This is a genomic window from Bacillus sp. 166amftsu, assembly GCF_900107445.1.
Taxonomy (GTDB): domain Bacteria; phylum Bacillota; class Bacilli; order Bacillales; family Bacillaceae_G; genus Bacillus_A; species Bacillus_A arachidis.
In genome coordinates, this window is record NZ_FNQA01000005.1 from 22,466 (window position 1) to 35,659 (window position 13,194).

15 protein-coding genes and 1 pseudogene are annotated in these 13,194 nt (G+C 34.4%); 13 read left to right on the forward strand and 3 right to left on the reverse strand.

What is annotated here, in order from left to right; genetic code table 11:
* Window positions 1-10: 10 nt before the first annotated feature.
* The 3 genes and pseudogenes from BLV40_RS28640 to BLV40_RS29360 form a co-directional block, all read left to right on the forward strand.
* Window positions 11-151: a hypothetical protein gene (locus tag BLV40_RS28640; RefSeq protein ID WP_170833667.1), complete on the forward strand. Its 141-nt coding sequence runs from the start codon at window positions 11-13 to the stop codon at window positions 149-151.
* Between the two features lie 171 nt (window positions 152-322).
* Window positions 323-1,207: an N-acetylmuramic acid 6-phosphate etherase gene (gene murQ / locus BLV40_RS14910; RefSeq protein ID WP_090691281.1), complete on the forward strand. Its 885-nt coding sequence runs from the start codon at window positions 323-325 to the stop codon at window positions 1,205-1,207.
* Window positions 1,206-1,390: pseudogene (locus BLV40_RS29360) on the forward strand (hypothetical protein); the annotation flags it as partial. The gene murQ and the pseudogene BLV40_RS29360, both read left to right, overlap by 2 nt.
* Before the next feature lie 75 nt (window positions 1,391-1,465).
* Here BLV40_RS29360 and BLV40_RS14920 read toward each other — a convergent pair.
* A complete protein-coding gene (locus BLV40_RS14920) occupies window positions 1,466-2,377 on the reverse strand; it encodes a DMT family transporter (protein ID WP_090691284.1) in 912 nt (303 codons plus the stop codon).
* A 204-nt stretch (window positions 2,378-2,581) separates the two neighbouring features.
* On the opposite strand from BLV40_RS14920, the gene BLV40_RS14925 reads away from it, so the two are divergent.
* From BLV40_RS14925 to BLV40_RS14955, 7 genes are all read left to right on the forward strand, one after another.
* Window positions 2,582-3,076, forward strand: coding sequence for an Lrp/AsnC family transcriptional regulator (locus BLV40_RS14925; protein ID WP_026590755.1), 495 nt, complete (start codon window positions 2,582-2,584; stop codon window positions 3,074-3,076).
* 134 nt (window positions 3,077-3,210) lie between these two features.
* Window positions 3,211-3,666 carry an N-acetyltransferase gene (locus BLV40_RS14930; RefSeq protein ID WP_090691286.1) on the forward strand — a complete coding sequence of 152 codons (456 nt, stop codon included), beginning with the start codon at window positions 3,211-3,213 and terminating at the stop codon, window positions 3,664-3,666.
* Between the two features lie 185 nt (window positions 3,667-3,851).
* Window positions 3,852-4,430 carry a TetR/AcrR family transcriptional regulator gene (locus BLV40_RS14935; RefSeq protein ID WP_139265539.1) on the forward strand — a complete coding sequence of 193 codons (579 nt, stop codon included), beginning with the start codon at window positions 3,852-3,854 and terminating at the stop codon, window positions 4,428-4,430.
* Window positions 4,431-4,509: 79 nt separating this feature from the next.
* The gene (locus BLV40_RS14940) at window positions 4,510-4,866 is read left to right on the forward strand and encodes a DMT family transporter (RefSeq protein WP_090691290.1); all 357 of its coding nucleotides are present in this window, start codon (window positions 4,510-4,512) and stop codon (window positions 4,864-4,866) included.
* Between the two features lie 2 nt (window positions 4,867-4,868).
* Window positions 4,869-5,183: a DMT family transporter gene (locus BLV40_RS14945; protein ID WP_090691293.1), complete on the forward strand. Its 315-nt coding sequence runs from the start codon at window positions 4,869-4,871 to the stop codon at window positions 5,181-5,183.
* 280 nt (window positions 5,184-5,463) lie between these two features.
* Window positions 5,464-6,042 (forward strand): TetR/AcrR family transcriptional regulator, encoded by a 579-nt coding sequence (locus tag BLV40_RS14950; RefSeq protein WP_026590750.1) that lies wholly within the window; start codon window positions 5,464-5,466, stop codon window positions 6,040-6,042.
* 291 nt (window positions 6,043-6,333) lie between these two features.
* Window positions 6,334-7,536 carry an MFS transporter gene (locus BLV40_RS14955; protein ID WP_090691295.1) on the forward strand — a complete coding sequence of 401 codons (1,203 nt, stop codon included), beginning with the start codon at window positions 6,334-6,336 and terminating at the stop codon, window positions 7,534-7,536.
* 565 nt (window positions 7,537-8,101) lie between these two features.
* Here the strand turns inward: BLV40_RS14955 and BLV40_RS14960 are convergent.
* Window positions 8,102-8,440: a winged helix-turn-helix transcriptional regulator gene (locus tag BLV40_RS14960; protein WP_026590748.1), complete on the reverse strand. Its 339-nt coding sequence runs from the start codon at window positions 8,438-8,440 to the stop codon at window positions 8,102-8,104.
* A gap of 169 nt (window positions 8,441-8,609) precedes the next feature.
* On the opposite strand from BLV40_RS14960, the gene BLV40_RS14965 reads away from it, so the two are divergent.
* Window positions 8,610-9,188 carry an ester cyclase gene (locus tag BLV40_RS14965; RefSeq protein ID WP_035414570.1) on the forward strand — a complete coding sequence of 193 codons (579 nt, stop codon included), beginning with the start codon at window positions 8,610-8,612 and terminating at the stop codon, window positions 9,186-9,188.
* Window positions 9,189-9,240: 52 nt separating this feature from the next.
* Entirely contained in the window at window positions 9,241-9,795 is a 555-nt protein-coding gene (locus BLV40_RS14970; RefSeq protein WP_026590746.1) for an NAD(P)H-dependent oxidoreductase, read from the forward strand.
* Window positions 9,796-10,057: 262 nt separating this feature from the next.
* Here the strand turns inward: BLV40_RS14970 and BLV40_RS14975 are convergent, their stop codons facing one another.
* Window positions 10,058-11,809: an SgrR family transcriptional regulator gene (locus BLV40_RS14975; RefSeq protein WP_090691297.1), complete on the reverse strand. Its 1,752-nt coding sequence runs from the start codon at window positions 11,807-11,809 to the stop codon at window positions 10,058-10,060.
* Window positions 11,810-11,916: 107 nt separating this feature from the next.
* Here BLV40_RS14975 and BLV40_RS14980 point away from each other — a divergent pair, with 107 nt between their 5' ends.
* Window positions 11,917-13,176, forward strand: coding sequence for an MDR family MFS transporter (locus tag BLV40_RS14980; RefSeq protein ID WP_090691300.1), 1,260 nt, complete (start codon window positions 11,917-11,919; stop codon window positions 13,174-13,176).
* Window positions 13,177-13,194 lie beyond the last annotated feature (18 nt).

The following is a 13,194-nucleotide window of genomic DNA, read 5'->3' on the forward strand; positions in this document are numbered from 1 at the left end:
AGGTTGAATAGTGAAATCGTCAACGTTACTATCTAAAATAGAAAATCAGAGGAATCAATTTTCACCAGCTAAAAAAGGTTGCTGGGTATATAACAGAAATGCACAAATTGTTTCTACTTTAAGCAAACAAGAGAAACCGCAGAACGATTAGGAAAATTGAAATCAGAAAAGGTGGGGGAACCTCATCTTTTTTTTGCATGAAATAGACACATTTTTATTATAAGAAGAAATGAAATCCCATAAAATATATTCGAATATTCGATTTTAAATTTCGCGAAGATGTAATAAAGGTGTGAAATGAAATTTCAAAGTAGGTGAGCGAATGCTAGAAAATTTATCGACAGAGCATCGTAATGAAAATACTATGAATTTAGATGAAATGAGTATAAAGCAGATTTTACAAACAATGAATCGAGAAGATTATAAGGTTGCTATAGCGGTAGAAAAAGAGATTGAGCATATCGAAAAAATTGTACAAAGTGCTATCACATCTTTTCAAAATGGTGGCCGTTTAATTTATATCGGAGCTGGTACAAGTGGGCGTTTAGGAGTTTTAGATGCTGCCGAATGTCCACCGACATTTGGAACAGATGAGAAACAGGTACAAGGATTTATCGCAGGTGGATCAAAAGCGTTTACGAAGGCAGTGGAAGGTGCTGAAGATCGAGAAGAATTGGCAGTAGAGGATTTAAAGGCTATTCAGTTAAATGATAAGGACACTGTTATTGGAATTGCTGCAAGCGGTAGAACACCTTATGTAATTGGCGGATTGAAATATGCAAACTCCGCTGGTGCAAGTACAGCTAGCATTTCCTGTAATAAAGGGGCAGAAATAAGTAAATTTGCAAAAATGAGCGTGGAAATAGAAACAGGGGCAGAGGTGTTAACAGGATCTACACGCTTAAAGGCCGGAACTGCACAAAAATTAGTGCTGAATATGATTTCAACAGCTTCGATGATTGGGGTAGGAAAAGTTTATAAAAATTTAATGGTTGATGTGCAATCAACAAATGAAAAATTAGTTGGGGGCTCCAAGCGAATTATTATGGAGGCGACAGGAGTAGATTATAAAGAAGCGGCAGTATATTACGAGAAAGCAAAGCGTAATGTGAAAGCTGCAATTGTCATGATATTACTGCAGTGCGAATATGGGGAAGCACTTGAAAAATTAACAGATGCGAAAGGATTTGTGAAAAAGACACTATAAAGAAGTGGGATTTATTGAAATGGCACGAAAGGAAATACATAATGCAAAGAAGCTGTAAAGAGAAGCAAAAACTTTAATTATAAATCAAAATTACTTTCCATTCTAGAACGCTGGGAAATTCAAGGTGGTGATACTGGAAAGGCGACAGAGTGTTTATTGCCAGCAGGAGAACAGCACTATTGAAAAGAAATGAGATGAAAAAAATGAAGCGTGTAAAAATATCGCCATTATGTTAAAGATAATGGCGATATTTATCTATTAAGAGTGTTGCCGTACTAAAGTTTGGCTAGGCTGATGTGCAACTGTTTTAAAATGAGAAAATAAATAACAGCCAGTAACAACGATGAATGTGCCTACAATTTGTATCCAAGTTAGTTCTTCCCCTAAGAAAGGAAACGCTAAAATGGCAGTGAAAATGGGATTGAAATTTAGGAAGATACCTGATGTAGTTGCTCCTAATTTTTGAACGCCAATATTCCAAAACACCATACAGACTACAGTTGAAATTAAACCTGTATATAGTAGTGAAGTGATAAATGAAGCATTAATATTGGAAACAGTAAAGCTTGGTATATTAAATGGAAGCAATATAATGACACCAAAAATACCAGAATACAAAGTTGCCATCATTGGTGTAGTTGTTTTTGTTGCCCATTTACTACAAACAGAATAGATACCCCAAATACAAACTGCGGCCATCATCCACAAGTCTCCGCTATTAAAATGTAATGAAAATAACAGTGCGATATTTCCTTTTGAAAGGACGAGAATTACACCAAAAAAAGAAAAAATCATAGATAAGATTTGAAGTGTATTGATTTTTTCCTTTAAGAATAAAGATGAAAAGATTGCAATTGAAATCGCATTTAGTGTAGAAATAAGCCCTACATTTGTTGCCGAAGTTTGCTCTAACGCTAAAAACTGAAAAATATTAAAGAGAACAACACCGGTGATTCCCATAAGTAGTAAGGGAAGAATTGCGGCGCGCGGCGGGAGAATTTTCTTTTCTTTAAACCAGACAATTGGTAATAAGCAAAGAACGGCAATGATCCATCTTAAATTTGTAAGCGTCATTGGAGAAGCATGATCTACAAGTGATTTTCCAACGACAAAGTTTCCCCCCCATAGTAAGCTTGTTAGAAGTAGTAAAAAGACATAAAAATAAGGCATCGTTTAAACCCCTTTGTAAAAGTGAGAATGAATTGTAAATAATTTTAGCATTTTTCTTTGTTATCCAATACATTCTTTTGTATAATGGTTAAAATTCAATAAAATGTTTTGTTAGATGGTATAATTACGAAACTTTATTTAATTTTACTGAGATTATTATACATTTTTCCGAAGAATCGTCGGTAAGAAAAAAGGGGGATTTTTATGGAGGCATCTATTATTAAAGTGTTAGATGATTTGGACGTACAAATTTTAGATATTTTACAAAAGGAGTCACAGGTAAGTAATGCCGAACTTGCACGTCGTGTTAATTTATCACCAGCTGCAATGCATGCAAGAATAAAGAGGTTAGAAGGGGAAGGCTTCATCGATAAACAAGTTGCCATTTTAAACCAGGAAAAGCTTGGATTCGATTTATTATGCTTTATTTTTATGAGCACAAATATTCATCAATCTGAAAAACTTGAAGTACTGGAAAGGGAACTGGAATCTATGCCGGAAGTATTGGAATGTCATTGTTTAACAGGGGAGTATGATTACTTATTAAAGGTCGCAAACAGAGATCGTAAGGAACTTGAGCGTTTTATTAGAAAGTTAAATAAGCTTGGAATTACAAAGATACAAACGAGCTTAGCGCTTCGTGAAATTAAGTATTCTACAGTATTACCGATAAGAAATTCGAAAACAAGTACTGAATGAGAGCGGTACTTGTTTTTTATATGTAAAATTCAGAATAATAATTGACGTGAGTAAGGAGTGAGTGTATTATTATATAAATTTACGAATTAATATACATACAGAGGTTATAAATATTTAATTTAAGGGGATCAATTATGCAAATATGTAACGCGATTACAAGTGATGTAAAAGATATATATAACTTAATTGAAGTATATTCGAAGGAGGGAGTTGTTCTTCCACGTTCTCTTTTATCTTTGTATCAACACTTGCAAAGTTTGTATGTTGTAAAAGAAGAAGGGAAAATTTTAGGGGTTGCTGGATTACATGTTTTAGGAGAAGACCTTGCAGAAATACGCTCATTAGTCGTATCAGATACATATGTAGGTAAAGGGTTAGGACGTATGTTAGTCAATCATGTAGTGAGTGAGGCTTCTAAAATAAAGGTAAGAAGAGTTATTTCCTTAACGTATGAAACTACATTTTTTCAGAAGTGTGGTTTTGATTTTGTTGATAAGAAGTTGTTACCTGAAAAAGTGTGGGTGGATTGTAGACATTGTCCGAAATTTGATTGTTGTGATGAAGTTGCGATGATTCGGTATGTGGTGTGAATGTTAGAGCGTATGGGGCACATACTCAGCGAGAACGTATCACTATTGAGTATGTGTTGTTTCTATAAGCCTAGCTACGAACAAAAGGAGGTATAAAAAATAAAAATGGATGATTTGACATTTTATAAATCATTCATGTAGAATATACATGAATGACATTCAGTCATTTTCATGAAAGGGTGTAGATAATGTCCAAAAAAGAAAAAATTGTATACGCTGCTATCGAATGTTTTAGGGAAAAAGGAATTGAAAAAACAAAGATTTCAGATATCGTGAAATCTGCTGGTATCGCTCAAGGAACCTTCTATTTATATTTTTCGTCAAAACTATCTGTAGTGCCTGCAATAGCAGAAGTTATGGTTGAGAAGATGATACGTGCAGTTGAAGAAAAAACAAAAAACAGCTCTTCTTTCTTCGAGACATTTTCGCAAATCGTAGATGCAATTTTTGATTTTACAAAGGAACATTACGAAATACAGGCATTAATATATCTTGGTTTAGCATCAACTGAACATATAAAAAAGTGGGAGAGTGTATATCAACCTCTTTACATTTGGATAAAACGCTTTTTAGAAGAAGCGAAGGAAGCTAATGTGGTACGGAATTCTATTCATGTTGAAAGAACGTCAAAACTTTTTATTGCTTTAGTTGAATCAGCAGCAGAACAAATTTATTTATATGATCATGTAAAAGAGGAGGAAGCTAATTTACAAAAAGCTGAAATTTTGGATTTTTTAACACATGCATTGCATATAAGAAAATAAATATCCATTGGTTGTAACATAATGGATAAATTTTTTTAAAGAAAAATGAATGATAGTCAGTCATAAAGGATGGTAATTTATGAAAAATAAAGCTTGGTTATATGTAATATTAACATGTATTTTTGAAGTGTTTTGGGTGTTTGGTTTTAATACTGCACACGCATGGTGGCATTGGATGATAATTGTGGGAATCATTATGGTTGATTTCCACATGTTGTCTAAAGCGTGCGAACATCTTGCGACAGGAACAGTATATGCTGTTTTTGCCGGAGCTGGAACTGTAGGAACTTTCTTGATGGACGTTTTTCTTTTTGGAGGAAGTTTTAGTCTAGGAAAATTATTCTTTATAGTTATGATAGTAGCTGGCGTTATTGGCTTGAAGTTAGCTGATAACAAAGAAGCAAAACAAGAAGAAGTTATGAAAGGAGCTGCTTAAGGATGGGATGGATTTTCGTCTTTTGTGCCGCAATTAGTGAAATGATTGGTGTAATCGGTCTTAAAATGTATAGTAAAGATAAATCAGTAACAAATGGCGTCATTTATATAGGTGGATTTGCTATTTCTTTTGCATTCTTATACACATCCTTCCTATTTTTACAGGTAAGTGTTGCCTATGCAGTTTGGATTGGTATAGGAACAGCGGGCGCCGTCTTGTTAAATATGTTTCTATTTGGAGAATCAAAAGGTAAGGCACGAATTATCAGTGTGGCTCTTATTGTATGCGGAGTTACGGGATTAAAGGCCCTTTCTTAAAGAGGGGAAATATATGTATGATTTTATCTCCTAATAGAACAATCTTCTAAGTTCTATCAGGAGATTTTTTCATGGAGAGATAAAGGTGAATCATCTAGGGTGTGCCTCTCTTTAATATTTCTATCAAAATCGTAATAACCGCTTTTATAATTTGATTCAGCCACCCCAAAAACAGTATATTAGAAAAATTCACATTAGATTCGGCTCTATTGTTGACAGTACAATAAAATTTCATATAGAATGAATGACAGTCGTTCTATACGTGTGTGAAAGGACTCAGATAATGAATAAAAAAGAGAAAATTGTTTATGCAGCTATTGAAGTGTTCCAGGAAAAAGGGGTTGAAAAAACAAAGATCTCTGACATTGTAAAATTGGCTGGCATTGCCCAGGGGACTTTCTATTTGTATTTTCCTTCTAAATTATCTGTTATGCCTGCAATTGCAGAAGTTATGGTTGAAAAGATGATACATGCAGTAAAAGAAAAGGTACAAAATAATGAACCTTTTTCAAAGAAAGTTATGCAAGTGATAGATGCTGTTTTTGACTTTATAGAGGAAAATCGTGAAATACAAGCATTAATGTATGCTGGTCTTGCGTCCACTGAACATATAAAAGAATGGGAAGCTGTATATCAGCCTCTTTATATGTGGTTAAGTCAATTCTTAAGTGAAGCAAAAGATTTAGGCGTAATTCGTAATTCTATTCATGTGGAAAGAACTGCAAAGTTATGTATCGCTCTTGTTGAATCCGCAGCAGAGCAAGTTTATTTATATGATCATAAACAGGACGATCAGGTCAATCTTCAGAAAGCTGAAGTACTAGACTTTTTAACACATGCATTGGATATTCGTGAATAAGCTGTGAGGTGAATCCATTTATAGCAAAGAGATGGATTCACTTCACCTAAAATGAATGAAAATCAGTCATTTCAAGGCAGGGATTTTATGAAAAAGAAAGGCATAGGTAAATGCTATAAGTAAATTTCATTCTTCCATCCATATGGAAGATATAATGTTTCAGCAATCAGTGATTTTGTTGTATCCCGTTATTTGTAGGGGGGAAGAATTTTCTCTAACAAAAACCCTCGTGGATATCATTAGCGGGAAGGATTTCACATCAATGATTTTTACAGAAAGAGGTGTTGATAAATGAAGAAATCAATAAAAGAACAAAAGATGGTATTAATCATTCTTCTTAGTAATATATTCATTGCATTTCTCGGAATTGGTCTCATTATCCCGGTTATGCCGTCATTTATGAATATTATGCAATTATCAGGAAAAACGATGGGATATCTTGTTGCCGTATTTGCAGTGGCGCAATTACTGATGTCGCCATTAACAGGACGCTGGGTCGATCGTTATGGCAGGAAGAAAATTATCATAATTGGATTATTTCTTTTTGGTATTTCAGAACTTATCTTTGGTTTGGGAACGCATGTATCGGTCCTTTATATATCAAGGATGTTAGGAGGAATTAGTGCTGCCTTTATTATGCCTGGTGTTACGGCATATGTTGCAGATATTACATCTGTTCAAGAACGGCCAAAAGCGATGGGATATCTTTCTGCTGCCATCAGTACTGGTTTTATTATTGGGCCTGGCATCGGTGGGTTTATTGCAGAATATGGTATACGCGTGCCTTTCTTTTTTGCGGCAACCATTGCCTTTATTGCATGCGTTTCTTCCATATTTATTCTGAAAGAACCGTTAACAGCACAGCAGCTAGCAGAAATTTCTGCTAGTACGAAGCAATCAAACTTTATGAGAGATTTAAAAAAGTCCCTAAGTCCGGTATACTTTATCGCATTTGTTATTGTATTTGTACTTGCTTTCGGTTTATCAGCATATGAAACTGTTTTTAGTCTGTTTTCTGATCATAAATTTGGTTTCACACCGAAGGATATTGCTACCATTATTACAATAAGCTCAATCTTTGGTGTTGTTGTACAGGTATTTTTATTTGGAAAGCTAGTAGATATACTTGGTGAAAAAATGTTGATTCAATTATGTTTGATTACAGGTGCAATATTAGCTGTCGTATCTACATTAGTTTCTAATTTTTGGGTAGTACTGGCTGTAACGTGTTTTATCTTTCTTGCATTCGATTTACTTCGCCCGGCATTAACAACATTTTTATCAAAATCAGCTGGGAAAGAGCAAGGCTTTGTTGCTGGGATGAACTCAACTTATACAAGTTTAGGTAATATCGTTGGACCGGCTATGGGGGGAATACTATTTGATGTAAACATTCATTACCCGTACCTTTTCTCTGCTCTTATTATGGCTATTGGTCTTGGTATTACATTCATGTGGAAAGAAAAACAGTTGGCAGAAAGTTTAGCGAAATAATGAAAAATAAGTAAAGTGAATTTTGAAATATAGCCTGAAAATAAGCAAAATGCCCCTTAGAACTTGAAGGGGGATTTTGTGAAATTATAGGGGTTCTGGAATGGATTTTCATTTTTTAACATGGTGATAGATTGATAATAAGAGCTAAAAATGATATAGAGAGGAAGTAAAAACATGGATTGCTTTGCCAGATTCAATCTTAAAATATAAAACGATTTCATAATTACTCTTTTCCAGAATGCTATTCAAATCAAAAAACATCTCTTGTTTTTTGATTTGAATTTATAATTTCGATTATAAATTCGAATGTTTTGTATCTAGCAATTAAGCATTCCTATCAATCAAAGATAAATAACAAAGGAGATTGACCGCCGCATATTTGTGTATAGGCTGTCATCTCCTTTTTATTTTATCTCACTATGCGGGCAGTAATACTCCCACCTCAAAATTCAGCTAAAGCATTGTCCAGTGCCAGTGGCTAGAATGTTCGGTGGGAGATAAACTGCCCGTAAAAGCCCGATTGGTGAGGGCTAATAATCAGTGGGTGATGAAGAAATCTCCTACTTTATAAAGTGAGCCCAAAGCGCTTTAATTCGATAAAAATACCTTCCAATTGTTTCCCTTTATCCGTGAGAGTATATTCCACTCGGGGAGGAACCTCAGGATATACCGTTCTCGTTACAATACCTTGACTTTCTAATTCTTTAAGGCGAAGTGAAAGTGTTTTTGGGCTGATACCATCCATTGATTTTAGTAGATCACTAAATCGCAATGTTCCTTCAATAAGAAGATCACGAATAATTAAAAATGTCCATTTTGTTCCAATTGCGTCGAGTGTTTTTGCAATAGGACAAGGTATACCAGGTGAACCTTTCGTTAATACAATCGGATCTATATTGCTCATGGAAATAGCCTCCATAAAATTTTTTTGAATTGATTTGCTTTATAGTATCACAAAACTATCCTTTTAGTAACTATATGTAAAAAATATCACTACTTCCAAAAGGGAAATTACTACATATAAAATAGCATTAGGAACCACAAATGATTTCTAAACTAAGGGGGTGACTATAATGAAAATGAAAAATGGAACAAAAAAGGTATGGTGGTCATTTAGTTTCCTTGTAATTTGCATTGTCATAATCGGTACTGTGTTTACTGCATGCAGTAATACAAAAACGTCTACTTCTAAAAGTGAAATTCAGTTGTTGAAAGACATGCCAGAACCTAAGACAATGACAATCGATCCTTCATTAAGTCAAAAAGAAGCTACAGCAATGATTCATGCAGCCCAACGTTTTTATGCATTTTGGGATACTGGCAATGCGGATCTTATTCCACAAACCGTTACAGAGAAATTCTTTGATAATACGTTGCCAAAAGGACGCCCGCAAGGTCCCGAAGGCTTAGCATTTGCTGCAAAAAACTTTCGTAAAGTTGTTCCGGATATACATTGCGCGATCGAGGATTTATTAGTGGTTGGTGATAAGGTTACAGCTCGTTTATCCTTTACAGGAACACATAATGGAAAGCCAATTAACTTTCTTGCAATAGATATTTTGCGCATTAAGGATGGGAAAATTACTGAAGACTGGCATTTAGAAGATAATCTTACTCTTATGCAACAACTTGGAGTAGTAGCTGAGAATTAAATGATAGAGAATGTAAATATAAAATTCAATAAAGATAAAGGAGAGAAACACGATGAAAAACATATTAATCATAAATGGTCATCAAAAATATAGTGCAGACGGAGGGAAATTAAATCAAACATTGGTTGATCACATGGTCAGCTTACTAAGTGAAAAGAATCATGTGAAAACAACGATTATCCAAGATGGATACAATATTAAGGAAGAACAACAAAAATTTTTGTGGGCAGATATTATAATCTATCAAACGCCAATCTATTGGTTTAGTGTTCCGGGGTTATTTAAAACGTATATGGATGAAGTATATGAGTATGGTTTGTTTTTTAAAGGGGCAGATCAATATGGCACAGGAGGATTACTAACAGAGAAACAATATATGTTTTCTACTACATGGAATGCAACCAAGAAAGCATTTCAAGATCCTTCGCAATTTTTTGAGGGTGAGAATTTAGAAGAAGCAATCAGTCACTTGCACCGAGTGCAGAAATTTATTGGCATGAAACCTTTAAAGAGTTTTGCGTGCTATGATGTAGTCAAAAACCCTAACATTGATACGTTTTTAGAAGAACTTGAAATGCATTTAAAAGAAGTGGTAAACATTTTCTGAATTTTAGAAATAAATAGCTAGTAAAACCTCAATCTTCAGATTGAGGTTTTACGGTTATGCAAGTTATTCATATTATATAAATGCGGATTGAAAGATCGACATAAAACCATTTCTTTTAAGAGGGGAAGGGGACCGATCATTTAGCCCCATGTCATGTGAAAACAGAAGGAGAAAATGAGTGAAGAACTTCTTTTGTTTTCATAAATGCGACTTATATGTCGGAAATATAACATGGATATATAAATAGTTAATTAATTTGATTTCAATACGCTTTAGCTGATTCCGTAGGATGAATCCAGAGCTTTGAAAAATCGGTCCAACCAAAAGAGTCAATTGTTACGTTTTTCAAAGAAGAGGGATATGTTTTCTTCTTAAAAACATGATAATTAAATAGAACAATATATTCTGTTTGAAGAAAATCTTCAATTTCATACATAAGTTTATAGCGCTTTTCTTTATTTTCTTCTGCTAAGAACGTATCTAGTAAACAATCAATCTGCTTTTTGTAGTGAGAATGCATGAATCGATTAATAAAGCAGCTTTTACTTTTAAATATATTGAGAAAAGCTATTTCTATATCTGAATTCAAAACTTCTCCCATTAAAATAATATCTGCGTTTTGATCAATAGAACGATCCGAGTAGTCTGAGACTGGAAAAGGGTGCAATTCCACTTGTATGCCTAAGGCTTGGCAACGTTCTTTTAGCCAGATGGCATCACGGGCACTATCTTTAAAGGAGAAGAAATACATATGTATAGTTTCACCTTGATAGGTACTCTTCTGTAAGTAATATTTAGCCTTCTGTAAAGAATAGGATTGTTTTTCTGCTATCCGACTTCTCTCTGGAAAGAAGCTGAATGCGGGAATTGTGCGCGTTCCTTGTAAATCGCGAATAATCGATTCAACATCATATAGCTCTCTCCAAGCTTTTCGAAAATAAATATCATGATGGGGACCGGGTTTTGTAAAGTTGAATGCAGCATATATACAGCCGGTTTCTTCTATTTGTACTTCGTGTTCTTTTGTATGTTCAGTATTTGGCAGTTCATAATGTGTATGTATTTGTGCATGTTCCGGAATCCGCCAAAATTCAATACGATCAAGTAAAGCACGTTCTTTAAAATAATCGGCAAATGCTTCTAATATAACTTGATCATCATCATAACAATGTAATTGAAATGCGCCTGTCCCGATATAATGATGATTCTGTATTTCTGCATCATGAGGTAGAATAGCTAATTGTATTGAACTTACATAATGTAGGAAAAACAAGTTTGGCTTTCGCAAATGAAAGCTTACTTGAAATGGTGATGGTGTTCCAATCTGTACAATCTCTTCTGTTAGCCAAGCGTAGGGAGAGTGAACACACCGTAGTCTTTCAAATGAAAATTGAACATCTTTAGAAGATAAAATGGTTCCATTATGAAATTGAACGCCTTTGCGTAAATGAAAAGTCCATGTAAGTTGATCATCACTCACTTCCCAAGTATGAGCGAGATGTGGCTCAATTTCTTCTGTGGCGTAGTTGTAAACAACTAACGTATCAAAAATTTGACTAATGAGGTGACCCTCTGTTGTGACAGCTGCAAATGCTGGATCAAGCGGTAATATCTTTCTCGAACAAGGTATCTTTAACACGTCATACATATCGTTTAAAGGTCTGTATCCAAAATGTTGTTGTAGTTTGTCTTCTAAACCTTTTCGAAGGGAAATAGGAAACGGTTCTTTCAAAAGAAGAAATACTTCCTTTAATTTATCTTGTTGTAATAGGAATTCGGCATAGGGAATAACTATTTCTGAAATGGTATGGTGAAAGAGAATTTCACTTTTATTTCCTCGTCCACGTCCTGGTATCCACGTAATTAACTTTTCTTCAGTCATTTTTCTAAGTACAATTTTCACGTTTTTTGTACTGCAGTATAAAATATCGGCTAGTTCTTGCAAGCTATTATGTATGTACTGTTTTTCTGGATCATGCAATCGTAGTTGAATATAGTAGTCCATCACTTTCATGTTTAAACGACTCCTTCTTTCTAAAAGGGGAAATTCTTTAGAATATTCTAACCTTTTTCTCCCTTTTTTTCAAAGTAAAATGAATACACATAAGGGGGAGAGAACAAATGGGATTTTGGAGCATGCATCGGAATATAAAAATTAGAATTATAACTTCATTTTTAACACGTACGGTATCAACGATGATTTTCCCGTTTATGGCAATTTATTTTTCAGTAAAGCTTGGAAGTGCTCTTGCAGGCGTTTTATTATTAGTGAACGTAATGGCAGCGCTAATTATCGGGCTTTATGGCGGTTATATTGGAGATCGATTAGGGCGAAAAAAGGTTATGGTTATAGGACAAGTGATACAAGTTGTTTCAATTGCTTGTATGGGAATTGCAAATTCAGATTATGTAGATTCACCTTGGCTTACTTTCGTGTTTATGTTAATGAATAACCTTGGTTCAGGGCTTATGAACCCGGCGACAGAGGCGATGTTAATTGATGTGAGTACACCAGAGAATAGAAAGGTAATGTACAGTATCAATTATTGGGCAATCAACTTGTCTATTGCGATTGGGGCGATATTTGGAGGGTTATTATTTGAACACTATCGCTTTCAACTGTTTGTCGTATTAACAGTAGTAGCATTACTGACATTGTATTTGATTACAGCATATATGGAAGAAGTATATGTTACTCAGCAAAAGACAAAACAGAAGCATGTTTTAAAAGAAATGGCTGAAAATTACAAGGTTGTTATGACAGACAGGGCATTTTTGATATTTTGTTTGGCAAGTATATGTACGTTATCGTTAGAATTTCAGATCAATAATTATTTAGGTGTACGCTTGCAAAAAGAATTTGAAACGATGCACTTTGCATTTGGCAACGATATTCGTTTTGATCTAACAGGTATCCGCATGCTAAGTTGGATTTCCGCAGAGAATACGATTTTGATTGTTTTATTTTCAGCGCTTGTGATTAAAATGATGAAACGTTTTAATGACTTGAAAATTCTATATGTTGGCTTGTTTATCTATACAGTTGGATTTACAATACTTGGATCGAGTAATAGTTTGTGGATTTTATTAATAGCAGGGCTTTTTCAAACGGTTGGTGAGATGATGTATGTGCCGGTTCGTCAATCCATTATGGCAGACATGGTACCAGATAATGCGAGAAGTTCTTATATGGCGATTAACGGAATGGTTTTTCAAGTAGCCAAAATGAATGGCGCATTAGGCATTATGCTAGGTTCTTTTATAGCATCATGGGGAATGAGCTTCGTTTATTTTCTAGTGGGTGTAAGTAGTATTTTATTATTTAGAAAAGCAATTAGTAGGACAGAATACCGTGAAGAAAACATACCTCATATAGGATAAGGAAATATATAAAAAGCG